The 20,820-nt window shown below is 51.5% G+C and carries 19 protein-coding genes and 1 tRNA gene; 10 read left to right on the top strand and 10 right to left on the bottom strand.

Annotated features, from left to right (window positions below; genetic code table 11):
* The first annotated feature begins 2 nt into the window (after positions 1 to 2).
* The 6 genes from T433_RS0110120 to T433_RS0110095 all read left to right on the top strand — a co-directional run bounded on the left by T433_RS0110120 (position 3) and on the right by T433_RS0110095 (position 4,407).
* A complete protein-coding gene (locus tag T433_RS0110120; protein ID WP_027450627.1) occupies positions 3 to 992 on the top strand; it encodes a D-alanine--D-alanine ligase in 990 nt (329 codons plus the stop codon).
* A 34-nt stretch (positions 993 to 1,026) separates the two neighbouring features.
* Positions 1,027 to 2,172: a hypothetical protein gene (locus T433_RS0110115; protein ID WP_027455713.1), complete on the top strand. Its 1,146-nt coding sequence runs from the start codon at positions 1,027 to 1,029 to the stop codon at positions 2,170 to 2,172.
* Positions 2,169 to 2,825 carry a NigD1/NigD2 family lipoprotein gene (locus T433_RS0110110; RefSeq protein WP_027455712.1) on the top strand — a complete coding sequence of 219 codons (657 nt, stop codon included), beginning with the start codon at positions 2,169 to 2,171 and terminating at the stop codon, positions 2,823 to 2,825. Before T433_RS0110115 ends, T433_RS0110110 begins: the two co-directional genes overlap by 4 nt.
* A 13-nt stretch (positions 2,826 to 2,838) precedes the next feature.
* Positions 2,839 to 3,159 carry a metal-sulfur cluster assembly factor gene (locus T433_RS0110105; protein ID WP_027455711.1) on the top strand — a complete coding sequence of 107 codons (321 nt, stop codon included), beginning with the start codon at positions 2,839 to 2,841 and terminating at the stop codon, positions 3,157 to 3,159.
* A gap of 48 nt (positions 3,160 to 3,207) precedes the next feature.
* Positions 3,208 to 3,573, top strand: a complete 366-nt coding sequence (locus T433_RS0110100) for a four helix bundle protein (RefSeq protein WP_027455710.1) — start codon at positions 3,208 to 3,210, stop codon at positions 3,571 to 3,573.
* Between the two features lie 69 nt (positions 3,574 to 3,642).
* On the top strand, positions 3,643 to 4,407 hold the full coding sequence (locus T433_RS0110095; protein ID WP_027455709.1) for a UDP-2,3-diacylglucosamine diphosphatase: 765 nt from the start codon (positions 3,643 to 3,645) through the stop codon (positions 4,405 to 4,407).
* A gap of 97 nt (positions 4,408 to 4,504) precedes the next feature.
* On the opposite strand, the gene T433_RS0110090 is transcribed toward T433_RS0110095, so the two are convergent.
* From T433_RS0110090 to folP, 4 genes are all read right to left on the bottom strand, one after another.
* Positions 4,505 to 5,695 (bottom strand): acetate kinase, encoded by a 1,191-nt coding sequence (locus tag T433_RS0110090; RefSeq protein ID WP_027450633.1) that lies wholly within the window; start codon positions 5,693 to 5,695, stop codon positions 4,505 to 4,507.
* A gap of 134 nt (positions 5,696 to 5,829) precedes the next feature.
* Entirely contained in the window at positions 5,830 to 6,840 is a 1,011-nt protein-coding gene (pta, locus tag T433_RS0110085) for a phosphate acetyltransferase (RefSeq protein ID WP_027450634.1), read from the bottom strand.
* A gap of 39 nt (positions 6,841 to 6,879) precedes the next feature.
* Positions 6,880 to 7,659, bottom strand: coding sequence for a diadenylate cyclase CdaA (gene cdaA, locus T433_RS0110080; RefSeq protein ID WP_027450635.1), 780 nt, complete (start codon positions 7,657 to 7,659; stop codon positions 6,880 to 6,882).
* 30 nt (positions 7,660 to 7,689) lie between these two features.
* Entirely contained in the window at positions 7,690 to 8,532 is an 843-nt protein-coding gene (gene folP / locus T433_RS0110075) for a dihydropteroate synthase (protein ID WP_027455708.1), read from the bottom strand.
* Positions 8,533 to 8,981: 449 nt separating this feature from the next.
* Here folP and T433_RS0110070 point away from each other — a divergent pair, with 449 nt between their 5' ends.
* Entirely contained in the window at positions 8,982 to 10,319 is a 1,338-nt protein-coding gene (locus T433_RS0110070) for a UDP-N-acetylmuramoyl-tripeptide--D-alanyl-D-alanine ligase (RefSeq protein WP_027455707.1), read from the top strand.
* A gap of 78 nt (positions 10,320 to 10,397) precedes the next feature.
* A tRNA-Pro gene (locus T433_RS0110060) sits at positions 10,398 to 10,470 on the top strand.
* Positions 10,471 to 10,519: 49 nt separating this feature from the next.
* Here the strand turns inward: T433_RS0110060 and T433_RS0110055 are convergent.
* From T433_RS0110055 to T433_RS0110030, 6 genes are all read right to left on the bottom strand, one after another.
* Positions 10,520 to 11,194 (bottom strand): ABC transporter ATP-binding protein, encoded by a 675-nt coding sequence (locus tag T433_RS0110055; protein ID WP_027455706.1) that lies wholly within the window; start codon positions 11,192 to 11,194, stop codon positions 10,520 to 10,522.
* Positions 11,195 to 11,215: 21 nt separating this feature from the next.
* Entirely contained in the window at positions 11,216 to 13,567 is a 2,352-nt protein-coding gene (locus T433_RS0110050; RefSeq protein WP_027455705.1) for an ABC transporter permease, read from the bottom strand.
* Positions 13,568 to 13,570: 3 nt separating this feature from the next.
* Positions 13,571 to 14,122, bottom strand: a complete 552-nt coding sequence (locus T433_RS0110045; RefSeq protein ID WP_081778452.1) for a DUF3836 domain-containing protein — start codon at positions 14,120 to 14,122, stop codon at positions 13,571 to 13,573.
* A gap of 168 nt (positions 14,123 to 14,290) precedes the next feature.
* The gene (locus tag T433_RS0110040; RefSeq protein ID WP_027455703.1) at positions 14,291 to 16,669 is read right to left on the bottom strand and encodes an ABC transporter permease; all 2,379 of its coding nucleotides are present in this window, start codon (positions 16,667 to 16,669) and stop codon (positions 14,291 to 14,293) included.
* Between the two features lie 15 nt (positions 16,670 to 16,684).
* Positions 16,685 to 17,938: an efflux RND transporter periplasmic adaptor subunit gene (locus tag T433_RS0110035; protein ID WP_027450643.1), complete on the bottom strand. Its 1,254-nt coding sequence runs from the start codon at positions 17,936 to 17,938 to the stop codon at positions 16,685 to 16,687.
* Entirely contained in the window at positions 17,926 to 19,245 is a 1,320-nt protein-coding gene (locus T433_RS0110030) for a TolC family protein (RefSeq protein WP_027455702.1), read from the bottom strand. The genes T433_RS0110035 and T433_RS0110030 overlap by 13 nt, the downstream gene beginning before the upstream one ends.
* Before the next feature lie 122 nt (positions 19,246 to 19,367).
* Here T433_RS0110030 and T433_RS0110025 point away from each other — a divergent pair, with 122 nt between their 5' ends.
* Together T433_RS0110025 and T433_RS0110020 are read left to right on the top strand one after the other, a co-directional pair.
* Positions 19,368 to 19,892 (top strand): response regulator, encoded by a 525-nt coding sequence (locus tag T433_RS0110025; protein WP_027450645.1) that lies wholly within the window; start codon positions 19,368 to 19,370, stop codon positions 19,890 to 19,892.
* On the top strand, positions 19,889 to 20,761 hold the full coding sequence (locus T433_RS0110020; protein ID WP_248616511.1) for a sensor histidine kinase: 873 nt from the start codon (positions 19,889 to 19,891) through the stop codon (positions 20,759 to 20,761). Before T433_RS0110025 ends, T433_RS0110020 begins: the two co-directional genes overlap by 4 nt.
* Positions 20,762 to 20,820: the final 59 nt, after the last annotated feature.

Here is a 20,820-nt window from a genome sequence, read left to right as displayed (position 1 = left end):
CTATGCAACTACAAAAACGCACTATTGCCATCGTCTGCGGTGGCGACTCTTCTGAGCACGACGTGTCATTGCGCTCGGCTCAGGGCCTTTATTCATTTTTTGACAAAGACCGTTACAACGTATATATCGTTGAGATTAAAGGCACTGACTGGAAGGTGCAGTTGAACGATGGTACCACTGCGCGTATCAACATGAACGACTTCTCGTTCAAGGAGGACGGCAAGACGCGCCTCTTCGACTACGCATACATCACCATCCATGGCACTCCTGGCGAGAATGGCATCCTGCAGGGCTACTTCGACCTGATCCACCTGCCCTACAGCACCAGTGGCGTACTGGTAGAGGCCATGACCTTCGACAAGTTCGTACTGAACAACTACCTGCGTGGTTTCGGTGTCAAGGTGGCCGAGAGTGTGCTGGTGCGTCGCGGACAGGAGCACGAAGTCAGCAAGAAAGCCATCATCGACATCGTGGGCATGCCTTGCTTTGTCAAGCCAGCCAACGACGGCAGCTCTTTCGGTGTTTCCAAGGTTGTTAAGCCCGACCAGCTGGCTGCTGCCATGCGCGTGGCCATGATGGAGAGCGACGAGGTGATGATCGAGCAGTTTCTCGAAGGCACCGAGATCAGCATCGGCTGCTACAAGACCAAGAACAAGTCGGTGGTCTTCCCCGCTACCGAGGTGGTGAGCCAGAACGACTTCTTCGACTATAATGCCAAGTACAATGGTCAGGTACAGGAGATCACCCCTGCCCGTCTGCCCGAAGAGACCGCTCAGCGCGTGGCTGAACTCACCAGCAAAATCTACGACATCCTGCACTGCAACGGCATCATCCGCATTGACTATATCATCTCTAAGGACCAGAAGATCTCTATGCTCGAGGTCAACACGACACCTGGCATGACCGCTACCAGCTTCATTCCACAGCAGGTACGTGCCGCCGGCCTTGATATCAAGGATGTGCTGACCGACATCATCGAGAACCAATTCTAGGTAAGTGAGAAGTGAGAAATGAGAGGTAAGAGGTATGATAAGTAACGAGTTTGACGATATCCGGCCATACGAGGCCGAAGAGATGAAACAGGCCTTCAACGACCTGCTCAGCGACCGCCAGTTCAACATCATCATGAAGGGCTTCATGCCCTGGCTGCCTAAGTCGCTGCGCAATGGCCTGTTGCGCCTCGCCTTCACAGGCATCAAGACACCGCTGGACTTCCAGATTCGTTTCATGAAGCCGGTGGTGAACTACATCATACGCAAGCACACCGACGGTTGCTTCCTGGATAACAGCGAGATGCCGGCCGACAAGCTACAGCCGCGTTTCACCTTTATCAGCAACCACCGCGACATCGTGCTCGACTCTGCCTTTCTCGACGTGAAACTCATCGAGGCGGGCTATCCCACCACCGTAGAGATTGGCATTGGCGACAACCTGCTCATCTACCCGTGGATCAAGCGACTGGTGCGCATGAACAAGGCGTTCACCGTGCGCCGTGGCCTGACGCCCAAGGAGATGTTGCGCTCCAGCCAACTGATGAGCAGCTATATCCACTATGCCGTGCAGCAGAAGCACGAGAACATCTGGATTGCTCAGCGCGAAGGTCGTGCCAAGGACTCTAGCGACCACACCCAGGAAGCCGTGCTGAAGATGCTGGCCATGGGTGGCGACCTGCGCGAACTGAACATCGTGCCGCTGACCATCAGCTACGAGTTCGACCCCTGCGACTACCTGAAGGCTCAGGAGTTCCAACTGAAACGCGACAACCCTGCCTTCAAGAAGAGCAAGCAGGACGACCTCGACAATATGAAGACGGGCATCCTGGGCTACAAGGGACGCGTCACCTATTACTGTGGCAAGCCCATTAACGAGTGGATCGACGAGCTCGAAGGTCTCCCAAAACAGGAGTACTACGCTACGCTCTGTCAGCGCATGGACCGCGCCATCCACCAGGGCTATACGCTCTATCCCTGCAACTACGTGGCCCTCGACCTGCTGAATGGCAACACCGCAGAGGCCAGCCACTACAGCGATGCCGACCGTCAGCGCTTCGAGCAGTATCTTGCCAAGCAAATGGCCAAGATCACCATCCCCAACAAGGATGAAGCTTTTTTGCGCGAGAAGATGCTGACCATGTATGCCAACCCCGTCAAGAACAAAATAGCTGCACAATGAAAAAACTGCTCTGTCTCGCTGTGGCCTTTTTGGCTCTATCGTCCTGCACGCAAGATGTCTATGACAAGGGTGAAGGACCCTACTCTCACATGCTTGCCGAGATGGTGATGGCCCATGCCAACAGCAACAAGCAGATAGACTTTGTGGTGACCGACGAAGACGAGCGCCTCGTCACCGCCCCACCCTTCACCACCAGTTGGATCACCACCGCCGACTCTACCTATCGCGGCATCCTGTACTACAACAAGGGCGACAAACAGGCTGACGCCATCAGCTTCAACCGTGTCACCGTCTTACGTCCCCAACAGATTAAGGACATGAAGACCGACCCGCTGAAGGTGGAGACCTGCTGGGTGAGCACCAACGGCACCTACCTGAACCTCGGCGTGCGCCTGATGGTGGGCAGCACCACCGACACGGAGGCCAAGCACATAGTTGCAGCGCATCTGCTTGGCAAGAAGGTCAACACCGACGGCACAAAGACCATCCATCTGCAGTTCTATCACGACCAGAATGGTGTGCCGGCCTACTACTCGCTCCGCAGCTATTTCAGCATCCCACTGTCTGACCTGAGCGCCGACTCTGTCAGCATCAGCATCAACACGCATGAGGGCACGACCACATACGCTTTCCCCATGACCGCTACGCACTAACAACACTCATAATATGACACAAGAAGAGAAAACTCAAATAGAAGAAAGGATTGTTGACGTTCTGAAGACCGTTTACGATCCCGAGATCCCGGTCAACATCTATGACCTGGGCATGATCTACAAGATTGACGTCAGCGAGGACGCCACCGTCGATCTCGACATGACGTTCACCGCTCCCAACTGTCCCGCCGCCGACTTCATCCTCGAGGATGTCCGCACCAAGGTAGAGAGCGTCGAAGGCGTCAAGTCTGCCAACATCAACCTCGTATTCGAACCCACATGGGATCAAAGCATGATGTCAGAAGAAGCACGCGTGGAATTGGGATTTGATTGAAGTGAGAAGTGAGAAGTGAGAAGTGAGAAGTATTGTTAGATTTGAGACATGACCGACAAAGGATATTTTCTATTGGAGAAATCTGAGGCTTTTGCAGGACGAATCATCAAAATGTACAAGTACCTCACGCAGCAGAAGAAGGAATTTGTCATTTCTAAACAAGTCTTCAGAAGCGGCACGAGCATTGGCGCTAACATTATGGAAAGCAAAAATGCTCAGAGTCATGCAGACTTCATCCACAAACTAAGTATCGCCCTCAAAGAGGCCGACGAAACCACTTTCTGGATTAAAAACTTATATAAAGGAGAATTTCTTAATGAAGATGAATACAACTCTATTTACCAAGATGCCGATGAACTGGTTAAACTGCTTACAGCATCAATCAAGACACTTAAGCAGAAAGCTGTGCCATAATTTTTCAGCACAGTCTAACAACACTTCTCACCTCTCACTTCTCACCTCTCACTTATAAAAAAGAAAGCGATGAAATCGATTTATTTTTTATCCGATGCCCACTTGGGCTCATGGGCTCTTGACCACCGTCGCATGCAGGAGCGCAGACTGGTGCGCTTCCTTGACAGCATCAAGGATAAGGCGGCAGCCATCTATCTGTTGGGCGACATGTTTGACTTCTGGTACGAGTATAAGTTTGTGGTGCCCCGCGGCTATACGCGCTTTCTTGGAAAGCTTTCCGAGTTAACCGACATGGGCGTGGAGGTTCACTACTTCACTGGCAACCACGACATCTGGGCTTTCAACTACCTGGAGCGCGAGTGTGGCGTTATTCTTCACAAGCAGCCTCTTACCGTTGAACTCTACGGCAAGATATTCTTCATGGCTCATGGCGACGGTCTGGGCGATCCCGACAAGAAGTTCAAGTTCATCCGTGCGGTATTCCACAATCCCGTCTGCCAACATCTGTTCTCTGCCATCCATCCCCGTTGGGGCATGTGGTTCGGACAAACATGGGCCAGGCACTCACGCATGAAGCGTCCCAATGGCGAAGAGCCGCCATACATGGGTGAGGACCGCGAGCACCTCATCCTCTACACGAAGGACTACATGAAGACGCATCCCAACGTGGATGTCTTCATCTACGGCCATCGTCATATCGAGATTGACCTACAGGTCAGCAAGAAAGCGCGTGCCATTATCCTCGGCGACTGGATTAGCCAATTCAGTTATGTGGTCTACGATGGCGAGCACCTCTTTATGCAACAATACATTGAAGGGGAAAGCAAGGTGTAGATAAAAGACAAAAGATAAAAAAAAGAAAGATATGATTAGTCTGGAATGCAGAAACTAACCATATCTTTTTTTTTATCTAGCTTATGAAGCTATAAGCTTACAGCAGGTTCATCGTATCAGTAGCAATCATCAGCTCCTCGTCGGTTGGGATGACTACCACCTTGACCTTTGAGTCGTCGGCAGAGATGATAGCCTCTTCACCACGCACGTTGTTCTTCTGCTCGTCGAACTTCACGCCCAGGAACTCCAGGCCCTTACATACCTCAGAACGCATAGAGATCTGGTTCTCACCTACACCGGCAGTGAAGACAATCACATCAACACCACCCATAGCAGCTGCGTAAGCACCGATATATTTCTTAATGCGATAGAAGTACATCTGCTGAGCCAACACGGCACGGGGCTCGCCAGCCTTGGCAGCGTTCTCTACGTCGCGCATATCGCTTGAACCGCCAGTGATACCGGCCACACCACTCTTCTTATTCAGCAGGTTGCTCATGCCGTCGGCATCCAAGCCCAGCTTCTTCTCAAGGAAGGTGACAGCGCCACCATCGATGTCGCCAGAGCGTGTACCCATTACCAGACCCTCCAGTGGAGTCAGACCCATAGAGGTGTCGATGCACTTGCCATCGAGCACAGCAGCCACAGAACCGCCGTTACCGATATGACAGGTAATCATCTTGGTACCCTCGGCCTTGATGCCCAGGAACTCGCAGGCACGAGCTGACACATAACGGTGAGAGGTACCGTGGAAGCCGTAGCGACGCACGCCGTACTTCTCGTAGAGCTCGTAGGGGATGGCATACATATAAGCCTTAGCAGGCATGGTCTGATGGAAGGCAGTGTCGAACACGCCTACCTGTGGCAGACCGGGCATCAACTCCTTCACGGCATTCACACCCTTCAGGTTGGCGGGGTTGTGCAGCGGAGCCAGGTCAGAGCACTCCTCGAAGGCCTTCAGCACCTCGTCGGTGAGCACTACAGACTGGTTGAACTTCTCGCCGCCGTGCACCATACGGTGGCCTACAGCGTCGATCTCGTCGAGACTCTTGATGACACCAATCTCAGGATCGGTGAGCAAAGAGAAGATGAACTTCACGCCCTCGGTATGCTCGGGGATGTCGTGCATAATCTGTTTTTTCTCGCCATTGGCCAGCTTCACCTTTACGAAGGCATTGTCCAAACCCACGCGCTCTGCGCCACCGCTGGTCATCACGCTCTTGTCATCCATATTGTACAGGGCGTACTTGATAGACGAAGAGCCACAATTCAAAACTAATATCTTCATAATTATCGACCCCCTCCCAGCCTCCCCCTGTATGGGGAGGAGTATTTACCAATAGGAGTTATAGGGGCATTCTTTAAATGATTATTCTAATTGTATCCACTCCCCTCCATACAGGGAGGGGTTGGGGGTGGGTCCTACTTCTTAGCGTCCATAGCCTGACAAGCGGTGATGGCTACCATGTAGTAGATATCCTCTACCGAGCAACCGCGAGACAGGTCGTTGACAGGACGTGCAATACCCTGCAGGATAGGACCGATAGCGATGGCATCACCCAGACGCTGCACCATCTTATAGCCGATGTTACCCACCTCGAGGTTGGGGAATACCAGCACGTTGGCCTTACCGGCGATGTCTGAACCGGGAGCCTTCTTGGCACCTACTGATGGCACCAGAGCAGCGTCAGCCTGCAGCTCACCGTCGATCTTCAAAGAAGGATCAAGTTCCTTAGCCAACTTCGTAGCCTCAACAACCTTGTCCACTACCTCGTGCTTAGCGCTGCCCTTGGTAGAGAAGCTCAGCATAGCCACGCGGGGCTCAGCGAAGCCAGCCACGCTCTTGGCGGTCTGGGCGGTGCACACTGCGATCTGTGAGAGCTGGGCAGCATCGGGCATAGGTGTCACGGCAACGTCGCCAACCACCAGTACGCCATCCTCGCCATACTGCTTCTGCTTAGAGATGAGCAGCAGACCACCGCTCACGCAGGTGATGCCAGGAGCACACTTGATGATCTGCAGTGCAGGACGCAGGGTGTCGCCTGTGGTAGAGAGAGCACCAGAAATCTGACCGTCGGCACCCTCGGTCTTGATAATCATACAACCCAGGTACAAGGGGTTCTTCACCAGCTCACGAGCCTGCTCGATGGTCATACCCTTCGACTTACGAATCTCGGCCAGTTTCTCTGCCAGTTCCTCGCTCTTCTCATAGTTCTCGGGGTCGATGAGTGTGGCCTTGCCGATATGGGTCAGTCCCTTCTCCTTAGCCAGGGCCTCAACCTTTGCAGGATTACCAATCAGGATGATGTCGGCCATATCCTCGGCCAGTACACGGTCTGCGGCACACAGGGTGCGCTCTTCCTCTGCTTCAGGAAGTACAATGCGCTGCTTGTTACTCTTAGCACGCGCAACAATTTGACTTAATAAATCCATTGTTTTATTTGTTTATTTTTATTTTGTAGATAATGTTTGTCATTCCATGCCCTCGGTCAGCACGGCTTCCAGTTCCTCGGCCGAGAGGCGCAGGCGGAACTGTCCGTTGCGGGCTATCGAGATGCCACCCGTCTCTTCGCTGACCACAATACACAGGGCGTCGCTCTCTTGCGACATGCCCAGGGCGGCACGATGTCTGAGTCCGAGTTCTTTCGGGATGTCCAGGTCGTGGCTCACCGGCAGGATACAGGATGCGGCCCTGATGCGGTGGTCGCGTACGATCATGGCACCGTCGTGCAGGGGCGAGTTCTTGAAAAAGATATTTTCTATCAGTCGTTGATTGATCTCAGCGTCGAGTTCCTCACCAGTGGATACCACATCGTTCAGCGGTGTGGAACGCTCTATCACGATCAGTGCGCCCACCTTGCCTTTGGCCATCGACATACAGGCCATGACGATAGGCATGATGTTTTTCTTCAGCTTGGCTTTGTCCTCCTCTTCTACATGTGTTGGCGAGAACAGGCGCACGAAGCTCCTGATGCGACGATGGGCACCTAGGTTATACAGGAATTTCCGGATCTCGTCTTGAAACAGCACGATGATGGCTATCACACCCACACTGACCAAGCGGTCGAGGATGGTGCCGAGCAAGCGCATCTGCAGCACCTGCGACACAAACAGCCATACCACCACAAAGATGAGCACACCCACAAACACGTTCAGCGAGCGCGACTCACGCATCAGCTTGTAAACATAGTATAGACCTATGGCTACAAACAATATGTCGAGGAAATCCTTCAGTCCGAATTCAAAAAACATGTTTTTTCTTTCGTTTATTCAGTTAGTTCATTATCTCGATGCCATGCTGCTACTCACAATTTTCACGCACTCCACAGCTTCTTTCACGTCGTGCACACGCAGGATAGAGGCGCCTTTCATCAGGGCGATGGTGTTCAGCACGCTGGTGCCGTTCAGGGCGCGGTCGGCATCGGTGCCCAGCAGGCGGTATATCATGGACTTGCGCGAGATGCCCACCAGCAATGGCAGCTCCATCACCTGCAGCTTCTCCATCTCGCCCATCAGTCGGTAGTTGTCTTCCAGGGTCTTGCCAAAGCCGAAGCCCGGATCCAGGATGATGTCTTTCTGGCCCAGGTCGCGCAGCTGCTGCACCTTCTTGGCAAAGGCCATCAGCGTGTCGTGCAGGTCTTTCTGCACCGACATCAGGATGTAGGGCACCTGCAGACTGGCCACCGTGCGGAATATCTGTGGCACCTCGCCGCCTTCTGCGGCCAACTGTTTGCCAACAATGCCCGTGACACCGCCTTCCGACACGTCGTTGATGATGTCGGCACCCATCTCCTCTACGGCCATGCGTGCCACGGCCGGACGAAACGTATCCACCGAGACGATGGCATCGGGCACTTCGCGCTTCACTATCTGCAAGGCGCGACGCATCCTGTCCAGCTCTTCCGCCTCGGTTACCTCGGCAGCACCGGGACGTGTCGAGAAGGCGCCCACGTCAATAAAGGTGCCGCCCTCGTCCACGATTTGACGAGCGCGATCGGCAATCTCCTGTTCTGTTTGTTTTCTACTACCGGCAAAGAACGAGTCAGGTGTAGCGTTCAGTATGCCCATCACGCGCGGCTCGCTCAGATCGAGCAGTTGTCCCTTGATATTCAGTGTGTATGCCATCGTAGTACTTTATTTGCCTGCAAAATTACTTAATTATTTGCAATTAACGGCAGGAAATAGAAAAAAAACTGAGCGCCAGTCCTAAAACCTCAGCCCTAGCCTCTCAAGGTGGGAACTATGGCGACGCGTATGCGTAGGAATAGCGCCCTGATAGTTATGCTTTTGTATCTTACGACTTAAGTCAACAGATCTTTCGACTTAAGTCAACAGATCTCACGACTTAAGTCAACAGTTCTCACGACTTAAGTCGAAAGATCTCACGACTTAAGTCGAAAGGTAGCCAAAGTGCCACTATTGAGTTAGTAAGGTAGTGCTATCGGCTGAGTAAAGTGTCGTTTTCAGAACGGAAAGGCGGCAAGGCCACACGCTGGCAGACCGAAAAAAGTGGGCAAACGCTTGGTGGTTCGCTCACTTCTTCGTACTTTTGCAGTAGAAAAACAAACAAAGGTATGGATATTAAAGAACTATACAAGCTATATCAGCAGCATCCGTGCATCACCACAGATAGCCGCGACTGTCCCGAAGGCAGTATCTTCCTGGCTCTGAAGGGCGAGAAGTTCGATGGCAACCTCTATGCAGAGGGCGCCCTGCAGAAGGGGTGTGCCTATGCCATCGTTGACAATCCCGAGGTGGTCAAAGACGACCGTTACATCCTTGTTGACAACTGTCTGCAGACGTTCAAGGACATTGCCCGCGAGCATCGCCGCCAGTTCAAAATCCCTGTGATCGGCATCACGGGCACCAACGGCAAGACCACCACCAAGGAGCTCATCAAGGCCGTGCTGTCTGAGAAGTACAACGTGCTCGCCACCGAGGGCAACTTCAACAACGACGTGGGTGTGCCCAAGACCTTGCTGCGCCTCACAAAGGAACACGAGATTGCCATCATCGAGATGGGTGCCAGTCATCCTGGCGACATCAAGACGCTGGTGGAGACTGCCGAGCCCACCTGCGGCCTCATCACCAACGTAGGCCGTGCCCATCTGCAAGGCTTCGGTTCGTTCGAGGGCGTCGTCAAGACCAAGGGCGAGCTCTACGACTACCTGCGCTCTAAGGAAGACGGACTGGTGTTTATCAATGCCGACAACGACTATCTGGTGGATATGCTCACCGACGACATGTGGTGTACGCCCTACTCTACCGATCCCGACAACCAGTATGGCTGTATCTCGGGCGAGGTGCTGAGCTGCGACCCACTGCTGAAGTTCCGCTGGCGCAAGCCTCTGATGGAGCTCGAGGAGACGGGCGCTTCGCAGAAGTGGCACAAGGTGCAGACCAACCTCATTGGCTCTTACAACATCGACAACCTGTTGGCTGCCATCGCCGTGGGCATCAACTTCGGCGTGGACCGCAAGCAGATAGACCATGCCCTGGAGAACTATGTGCCCACCAACAACCGCTCGCAACTGGTTGAGACACAGAGCAACCGCCTCATCGTGGATGCCTATAACGCCAACCCATCGAGCATGATGGCAGCCCTCGACAACTTCCATATGGTGGAAACCAAGGAGGGCGAGGAGAAGATGGCCATCCTGGGCGACATGCGCGAACTGGGCGAAGTCAGTGCCGAGGAGCACCAGAAGATTGTTGACCTGCTGGCAGCCAGTGGACTGGAAAACATATGGCTGGTGGGCGAAGAGTTCGGCAAGACCCGCACCGACTACCGTAAGTTTGCCGACGTGGAAGCCGTGAAGGCCGAACTGCAGCAGCAGAAGCCCCAGCACAAGCTCATTCTTGTCAAAGGCTCCAACGGAACCAAACTCTATCAGTTGCCAGAGCTGCTTTAAACTTTTCAGTTAAAAATTTGCTGAATCGGCAAGAAAATAGTAACTTTGCAGCCAGTTTGAAAACAAACTGACAGCAATCGGGATGTAGCGCAGTTGGTAGCGCACTACGTTCGGGACGTAGGGGTCGGGCGTTCGAGTCGCCTCATCCCGACAGCAGAAAGCAAGAAGGTGGTCGAAATAACCGACCACCTTTTTTCGTATCACAGACTGACCTCTGGCACCACCTGCCCATCGAGCAGGTTGATGATGCGCTGAGCATAACCAGCATCACGCTCCGAGTGTGTCACCATAACGACAGTAGTACCTTCCTGGTTCAGTTGGGTAAGCAGTTGCATCACCTCTAGACCATTCTTTGAGTCCAGATTACCCGTAGGCTCGTCGGCAAGGATCAACTTAGGATTCATCACTACGGCACGAGCAATGGCAACACGCTGCTGCTGACCACCACTGAGCTGCTGAGGGAAGTGATGAGCACGATGACTGATAGCCATGCGGCGCAGCACCTCCTCAACACGCTGCTTGCGTTCCTTCTTCGGAACACCCAGATATGTTAATGGCAACTCAACATTCTCTTCTACATTCAATTCATCAATCAGGTTGAAGCTCTGGAACACGAAACCTATCTGTCCCTTGCGCACCTTCGTGCGCTGGCTCTCCTTCAGCGCCCCCACTTCCTCACCATCGAGATAGTAAGAGCCACTGGTAGGATTGTCGAGCAAACCCAGTATATTCAACAAGGTGGACTTACCACAGCCCGAAGGACCCATGATGGCCACAAACTCACCCTTCTTCACTTCGAGCGACACACCGCCCAGTGCTACGGTTTCCACCTCTTCCGTGCGGAACACCTTCTGTATGTTTTCTAATCGTATCATTGTTTTTATATTGTTTGATTATTATTCATTCTTAAGATAATCTACAGGATTGCTGCTGGCCACCCGATAGCAGCCTGCACATACCACCGTGAGGATGACAACCACCACAGCCAAGGCACAAAGGCCGAAGAGTACTGGCGACAGAACAGCCTTCTCGCTGAACTGCTCTAACCACAAGCGCGATACATACCAGCCACCGATGGCACCAATGGTAACCGCAGGCAATGCCACACGGAGGATATCACGATTCAAGAGCTGCAGTACATCGATGATATGTGCACCGTTCACCTTACGGATGGCAATCTCCTTCTGTCGGCGCGCCATCTCACCAGCCATATAACCAATCAGTCCTATCAACGCAATAATGAGAGCCACCACGCCACCTATCATCACCGTGGTACGGAAACGAAGGGCATCGGTATAGAGTTGCGTCATCAGCTGCGTATAAGGACGAATCACCACGTCGGGATTCTCAGGAACCAGTTCGTGCAGACGCTTGTTGGCTGCATCGAGTACTTCCATATCGTGGAAGCGCACTGTGATATGGTGGGTGTACTTACCCGTACGTTCATAGAAGCAGACACTGGGGCGTGTATCAGGATAGGTAATACTGCCCAGGCGAGGATCCTCATAGACACCCACGATGGTGTGTACACCAGCGTACGACGTACAGATAATCTGCTTACCCACAGCCTGGTCCCAACCAGCCAGTTCCTTCATACGTTCCTCGAACTGTCTGCTCACCATCACCTCGTTCATAGAATCCGTCTGCTCCGTAAAGGTGCGGCCCTCGACAACGGGAATACCCATCACCTCGAAATAGTCATCACCCACATCGAAAAGGTCTGCCACATTCAAGTACTCGCGATCCTCATCGGGCAGGAAGATATTGTCGCCACTCTGCATCTCCGGCAAATAGGCATACGAGGTGGTGACACCTTTTACACCCGACAACTTCCTGAGCTCATCTACAACAAGGTTTCTTTGCTGCAACGAGAGCTCGTCGGTATTGATATCACCCAACGTAAAGTAGTCGTAGCCAGGATTATCGTTCACCATGAGCTGGTACTGGCGACCCACCACCATCAACAAGGCAAAGAGGAAGGTAGCCGAGGCAAACTGCAGGCCCAGCAACAGCATCTTCCACACACGATGGCTACGGCTGTAATTCTTGAAGGCAGCAGCCACGGGGATATGGGTATAGACCCAGCCAGGCACCAACCCCGTGATGACCAGCACCACCAGACAGGTAATAGCGATGAACCACATATTATGCCCTGCCGTCAGAATCATCGGGAGCGTGGTACCCGTCAGTTCTTCAATCGTATCACGGAACACAAGCAGCAATGCAGCAGCCAGTATCAACGATAGCAACAGATGAAGCGCACTCTCAGCCAGCACCCGACGGTAGATATTAAGAGCCTCAGCACCATAGCATCTGTGGACAGCCATCTCACGGGCACGGCGACTGATGCCGCCAACCACCAGCAAGAGATAGTTCATCACGGCACAACCAATCAATATGACAGCCAAGAGTGACACAATCCACACCATACGCTGTATGGCTTCATCCTGCGTATGGTAGTCAGCCAATGGTCGCAGCGAATAGCCGAGATCCACGCCAGCCTTCTTCAGCTCATCCTCAGGCAGGTTGTCGTGCTTCATCTTCTCAATCTGCGGCTTCAGGTCGTCGGGGGTATTACCCTTAGCCAGGCGCACATAGCTAAAGTAGCGGTCGTTGCCCACCCAGTTATCACGTCCGTCCCATATCACTTGGGGTAGCGTGGGCATAGCCACCAGCACTTCCAAATCGTGAAGGCGCGTGTTCAAGGGAATATCCTCATAGACGCCTCCGATTGTCAGTTCAAAACCACCGTGTCTGTTATAATAGACCTTCTGACCTATCACATCGTCGCCCAGTTTCTCTGCCAACGATTGGGGTATCATGCAATAGTTTGGCTGACTGAGTATCTTCTTGGCGTCACCAGTCAACACGCGGTAAGGGAAAACATCAAAGAAACAGCTATCCACAAAAAAGAAGTTGGTGCGAACACGTCTGTCATCCTCGGTAACCAATGGCATGTTCCAGCTGAAGCCCGTATAGCGGGTGGCCGCCTCAACCTGCGGACAGTAACGTTTCAGCCCATGGGCGATAGCACCTGAAGTCTGTGAGTAATGCTGATATTCGCCATCTCGGATAACATCCTCATAAAGCACATAGATACGGTCGCTCGTATCGAAGTCCTTGTCCCACGACTGTTCGAAGCCAGCCTTACCTAATAATACGATACCAGTAGCCAAGCCAACGGCCAAGCACAATATTTTGATCCAATTGTGCTGGCCGCGCTGATTGAGAGATTTAAATACGTTCATAGTTTATTTCTGAGTGATATAATAGTTCATATGGTCTGAGTGACTATCCACGAGTGCCTGCCACTCCAGCTTCAGTGCATCATCGCCTCGATGACGTCCATAGACCGACACGCCGGCAATACTTTCGTCCGGCAGCAACGTGTAACTGATCTGACTCACGGGCTGACCGAAGCAAGCCTTTGATTTGTTCCATCGGCTATAGCTGACCGTATAGATGCCATTCTCGAGCGAGTAGTCATAACGGGCGGCACACTGCCACTGCTCCTTTCGCCACACATACTTCGTACGACTGGCGAGCAAGCCGTTCTCTGCATACTGATACTCATAGCGGCAGACGGGCTTCAGCATGGTGTCGGCTTTGCGTTTCGACTGGTCCTTATATACTTCCATCATCGTTATATTGCCATGAGCATCACGATGGGTATCACGTACATACCCCGTTTCATCCTTAATGGCTGAGTCAATAAGATGATCGACAGAGGCAGATGTCATTACTTGTGCATTTGAGATCAACGTCATCAGGCACATCATCGAGCAAATCATAAACTTTTTCATAATCGTAATCTTTTATTGTTAATACTCTGGTTCTTTTGTTTTCACATTGCAAATTTACGATCATTACTCTTTCCATGCAAGCTTTTCAGACCGCCTGAAGGCCGTTCGTCTAATCTTTAGACGGTATGTCGTATGATTTGTTGACACCCACTCTCCACTTACTGCTTTTTACTCTGTTTTTATACTGTTCACTGGGTTCTCATTGGCCGTGCGCCAGCTCTGAATGATGATGGTGGCAAGGGTAACGACACCCACCGCAAGGAAGGCCAATGGGAAGAGCCACCAATATACAGGTGTGCGCTCGGCAAAGCCCTGTAGCCACTGTGTGCCAATGTACCACGCCAAGGGGGCTGCCATCACAAAGCTACCTACAAGCAGCCACACATAGCGACGGCTGAGCATGACCAGAATCTGACTGGTAGAGCTGCCCATCACTTTGCGGATGCCAATCTCCTTGCGACGATACTCTGTTTCGAACATCGTCATACAGAACACGCCGATGAGCGTGATAACAAGACAGATGAAAGAGAACACCATGACCTGACGGATGAAGCGGAACTCCTCCTGGTAGGTATTTTCCAATTGCTGATCGAGGAACTTCACATCCGGCTCGTGCGGTGCGCCGAGCTTCATGCAGATATCCTTAATCTTCCGGCGCATTTGTACCTTATCGGTGCCTGCTGCCACACGCACGTTCATCACCCCAAGGTTATTGGTCCACCCACGACTGAGATAGGTCTCGCCATAAACGATGAAGGCCATGGGCGAGTCGTTGTTGTCCACACGGGTAGAAGCAAAGCGCACATTCTGGCACACACCAATCACCGTGAGGTCGTCATCCAGCAGTTTTTTGTCAATCTCTACCCAGTCCCATTTCTTGCGGGCTGCTTCATTGATGATATAGCAATCGCCATCGTGCTCCATGAAGTCATGGCCTTCAATTACCTGAATGCCCATGGTGTGAAGATAGTGCCAGTCCACGGGCAGAACCGTGAACTGCACCTGATGATTCTTGTCACCGCGTCCCCAAGCCATATATCTGTCGCCAGTTCCCAGAGAGAACTGCGAATAGGCCACATCAACCACACCCGTCTGCTGCATCAGCTCCGAGCGCAGGGCATCCTGCTTGTCTAACAGTTCCCAAGTATCCGCATACAGAATCTCGTCCTTGTCGTAACCATAGTCGGAGTTGAAGATGTAGTAGCTTTGCAGATAGAGGATGCCGATATAGACCACCATCACGCTGGTGATAAGGAACTGCAGACAAAGCAATAAGGTGCGCAGTTGGCGACCCTTAGGCGTAAGTCCAAAGGAACCTTTCAGGACGAGTGCAGGTTGGAAACTGGTTGCATAGAAAGCTGGATAGACACCAGCAACGATACCAACAACAATGGCTGCCAAACAAAGACACACCAATAGCAATGGATGATCGCCTAAGGCACTGCTGCCAACGGTGAGTTCGCTAATGAATGGCCACTGCGACAACAGATAGCTGACTATGACTGCCAACAGAAATGCTAAAAGCGAAGTACATACAGACTCAGCGACAACGCCCAGGCGGAGCGATGACACAGAACTGCCCAACACGCGACGTGTGTTGATGCTCTTGATACGCATCGGACTCTCAGCCAGCGTGAAGTTCAGAAAGTTGATGGCAGCGATTATCAGCACCAAGAGGCACGAAAGTTGGAGAATCCAGTCAACAGCCTTGTTACCTCTGTCATGCTCAGGGTCAACACCTGCGAACCAAGTCTCTGTGATGGGTTGCAGGCGCAGGTTGAGACTTTCTTTCGTTTTTTCCTCATCCCATTGATCCTCAACACCGTGTTCGATGTACATCTGATGCATATTCTCTACCAACGGGGTTAGAATCTGTTGCTTGGCTTTCTCCGTATCCATCTGCTCCCTCAAGCGCAGATAGCAGTTATAGTTGTAGTTCTGGAAGTTTCCCTCATTCTCGTCTCCCATACAGCCATAGACGTAATTGTCGATGATGCTGTTGTCAGGAAAATCTTCATAGACACCTCTCACAACAATGCTGTCCTTGTCGTTCCACATACAGCGACCCGCCACTTGCGTAGTCCCAAAATACTTTACGGCTACTGAGGCAGGAATGATCAGTCCTTTCTGGTCACCATCCTTCCAACCGAGTTTGCCGTCGAGCAGGCGTGGAGCCATAGTCTTCAGCGCATCATTGCTAACCTTACAAGACTTAAATGTAAACTCAGTACCGTCTTTCGTAAAACGACTATCATTCTGCCAACACTGCAGCAAAGCCATACCTTCCACCTGAGGCAACTTAGCCAACTCGTCTGCCAAGAAGCGGTTTACATTCGACTGCCACTTGCTGTGGTCAAACATCGCAGGCACTTCCACGCGATAAAGCTGCTGATAGTTGGTCAGTCCCTTATTGTAGGAATGATTATAGGTTACTTGCGTCAAGAACAGGTAGCAGGCAGCAAAGGCTACCGTCAGTCCTAGGAAGTTGAGCACCGTGGCCGTCTTGAATCGGCAAGCCATGTGAAGCATATTTCTAAATACATTCATATCGTAACACCTTGTTTATTTAATCACTAACACCTCATTATCCTTGAATGCCTCGTAACCACTGGTGACAACACGTTCGCCAGGTTCCAGTCCTTCAAGTACCTCGTAATACTGCGGATTTTGGCGACCGATGCGGATATTGCGGCGATAGGCTTTTTCTCCGTTTTTGTCAAGTACGAATATCCACTGTCCGCCTGTGGTCTGGAAGAAGGTGCCACGAGGGATGATCAAAGCCTGTTCAGGCTGTCCCAGTTCGAGGTCGATGTAATAGGTCTGACCAGAACGGATGTTCTCCGGACGTTCACCTTTGAAGATGAAATCGCAGCGGAACTTGCCATCGCGCACCTCCGGATATACCTTGCGCACCTGCAGCTGATATTGCTTGTTGTTGCGCGTGAAGGTGGCAGTAAGTCCTTGGCGCACACGGTCGATATAGTGTTCGTCGATCATGGCCTGCACCTTATAATCAGACAAATCATTCAGCTGGCCAATCTTCTGCCCCGGCTGGATGCTCTGTCCCAGTTCCACATCGAGCAGCCCTAACTCGCCATCGATGGCAGAGCGAATCTCGAGCTTGTCCTTACGCTGTCGAACCAGCACCACATTCTTGCGCATGTTCTGCAGGTTGTCCTCCATCTGATCCATCTGAACGGTGCGATAGATAGAGTCCTGCTTCAGGCGCTTTGTCACCAGCGAGCGTTTCTTGGCAGAGAGCTGATAGTCCTCTTGCGAACGAAGATAATCCTCCTTGCTTATCAACTTCTCACCATAGAGACGTTCGTTCTGCTCGTAGGTGCGCTGCTTGCGCTGAGTATCCATATCCAGCTGTGCCTGTTCCGTCTGATTGTTCAGCCGGTCTTGCTGCATGGCGACTTGCGTATTTCTTAATAGGTTCTGCTTTTCGGCAAGTTCGGCTTCGGCATTTAGAATCTGTAAGTCGAGGCTTGAATTGCTCAAACGAACGATGACATCACCCTTGTGTACCATCGCACCCTCCTCGACCACCTTCTCCATCACGATGCCACCTTCCTCTGGCGATATCTGAACCACCTGAATAGGCATCACTTGTCCGTTGGTACGGACATAGTCCTTAAACTCTGCACTCTGCACGTCGCTGATGGTCAGGTCATCCTTGTTCACTCGAAGCGTGGAAGCATGGTTACCAAACAGCAACCAGCCAACAATAAGTAATACCAGACAGCCACCAACCGCATAGGGCCAGTGCTTCATCAGGCGCTGAGTTCTTGTCTTTTCGATTACTCTGTCCATATTGTTTCACCTCTATAATATCTTATTAATTGTTCTTTGACAATAGTCATCAACTGACACTGAAGCAGCGTGGCTTTAGAATTAAGCAACTGTGCTGAAGTCGTCCGCAAGTCAATAGCCGTGCTAAGGCCTTCCTCAAACTGTCGGCGCGTCAGTTGGTAAGCCAAGCTGTCGGCCTCAACCTTGTGTTTCATCTGTTCCGTTTGTTTCTGATAGGCTTGCCAGTCGTGCCAGGCCTCACAAGCGAGTTTCTCCAGTTCCGACCGTGTCTGTTCGAAAGACTCACAAGCCATTCGATAGTTGTTCTTGGCTTTGCGGATATTGCTGACAGTCTGCAAGCGATTAAACAAGGGGATACTCAATGTAGCACCAACATACTCACCCATATTGTTCTTAAACTGACTGCGGAAAGACTGGCCTACACTGGAATGAAGGGTATGAAAATAAGTGGTGTTCAGACCCGCACTTAGCGAGAGAGCAGGAAAAAGCGCGGCACGGGCCTGACGCCACTCGTGTTTAGAGACTTGTACCTGATAGTGGGCAACATCTACAGACGGCCCTCCCACAATCCCTGAGGGGGCTTCGATTACCCTATCGGTTGAGTCAATGAACTCCATAGGAGCCAATACAATGGTATCTGCTTCGGAGGACGAGAGAGAGACTCCCATTTCCTTTCTCAACTCCAACATGGCCAAGGAGAAAAGGTTCTGCTGGCGGGTCAACTCATAGTCTGCCTCGGCTTTCTGCGACTCTACCTGTGCAACATCGGCTGCACTCTTGCGTCCCACCTCCTCCAACAGATGTATCTGTTTTAGCAGAAGCTCAGTCTCGTCCACCTTCTCTTCGGCCATCTTCACCAATCCTTCGTAATAGACCACATTGGTATAGGCCTGAAGTGTACTGAGTGCTATCTGATCCTGCTGTTTCCGCAGGGCAGCACGTCCCATCAGTTCACCAGCCTTTGCCGCTTTCAAGACATGCAAGCGACTGAAGCCATCAAAGACGGGCAGCGAAGTGTGTAGGGAGTAATCATTATAAAAAGTACTGACATCCGTATAGCCATTGGTCTCAGGATCAATAGCACGACCAAAATTATACTGGGCACCGATGCCGGCATCAACAGCAGGCAGGAAGCGGCCGATGGCACTTGTCTTGGCAGCCTTGTAGTTATCGAGTTCCAACTCTGCTCGTTTCACCTCATGATTATGTGCAACAGCATACTGCATGCACTGTTGCATCGTCCATTTCTCCTGAGCCGCAACGTGCACCGATGTCATTATCAATAGCGCAATCATCGTCTTTTTCATACCGCAAAGTTAATTCTTTTACTTAATACCGCCATACTTTTTCCGGCGCAGAAGAGCAAAACGTCTAAAAATTATACAGTTGAATGTATGATTTATTGACGGAAAATGATTATTTTTGCAACATGAACAAGTACGGAACCATACTTATCGCAGACGACAACGTTTCTATTCTGACAGCGATGCGCTATTTGCTGGACAGCACTTTTGAACATGTACTGACCACCAGCCAGCCCAATGACATTCTGAAAATGATGGCTCAGCAGCCTGTTGACATAGTGCTGCTTGACATGAACTTCACGCTTGGTGTCAATAATGGTACTGAAGGATTATTCTGGCTGCGCGCCATTCGCAAGCAGCATCCTGAAACGCCAATCGTATTGCTGACAGCCTATGCTGATGTCAACCTGGCGGTAAAGGGGCTAAAGAACGGTGCTTCGGACTTCATTACCAAACCATGGGATAATGACGAACTGGTGCACAAGTTGAAGGATGTTCTTGACATGCGCAATGAGATTGTGAGTCTCGATGAAATGGAAAAGGAGCATATTCGCCGTACCATCGACCATTGTCATGGTAACCTCACACAGGCTGCAGAGATTCTGGGTATCACCCGACAGACGCTCTACAACAAGATAAAGCGGCTATGACCTGGCTATATATCATAATAGGTGTTGGATGCGCGTCGATGGTGGCATGGTTTGTCCACCACCAGCATAAGCTACGCCTTCGCGCCCACCTGATGCAGGAAGCCATCCGTAACCGAGACTTCACATTTCGCATACCTACACATGGTATGTTCTTCGGGGAACGAGCCATGCAGGAAACACTGAACCAATTAGGGGAAACCATTCGTCAGCAGGTGAATCAAAACGAAGTGGAGTCATGGGAACGACTGACCCGCGTGCTGACTCACGAGATGATGAATGCCACTGCGCCCATCACGAGTATCAGCCAATCGCTAATGAACCGAGAGGACGTGAAGGGGACACCACTCGAGGATGGCATTCGCGCCATCTTTGAAACGTCAAAACACATGAGCAACTTTGTGGTTAACTACCGCAAGATATCGGAGTTGGAGAAGCCCAAGGTAAGCAATGTCAACCTGGGCGACATGATTGAAGATATTAGGAAAACCTATCCACAGTTAACTTGGAATATAGACATAACGAAAGACCTAACCATAATTGCCGATGCCGGCATGCTTCGACAAGTACTCATGAACCTAGTCAAGAATGCCATTGAGGCTGACGCAAAAAAGATCGACATTGAAACAGAGGCTCATGAGATGCCCAACAACATCCTACTCTATATCAGCAACGACGGTATGCCCATTCCAGCAGAGAACCGCCAGTCGCTCTTTGTACCTTTCTTCACAACGAAGCGTAGCGGCTGTGGGATTGGTCTTTCCCTGAGTCGCCGCATGATGATACAACAAGGCGGCTTACTCGAACTTGCAGACACGCCACATTCAGGATGTCACGTCACCTTTATCCTGTCACTCCAGAATCGCTCATAAGGAAGAAGGCGGCAATGGGATGTTTACTACTCCTATTGTCGCCTTCTTTTATATAGGTA

The organism is Xylanibacter brevis ATCC 19188 (assembly GCF_000621725.1).
Lineage (GTDB): Bacteria > Bacteroidota > Bacteroidia > Bacteroidales > Bacteroidaceae > Prevotella > Prevotella brevis.
Note: the sequence above shows the minus strand (reverse complement) of the source record. Positions and strands in the feature narration are given on the sequence as shown.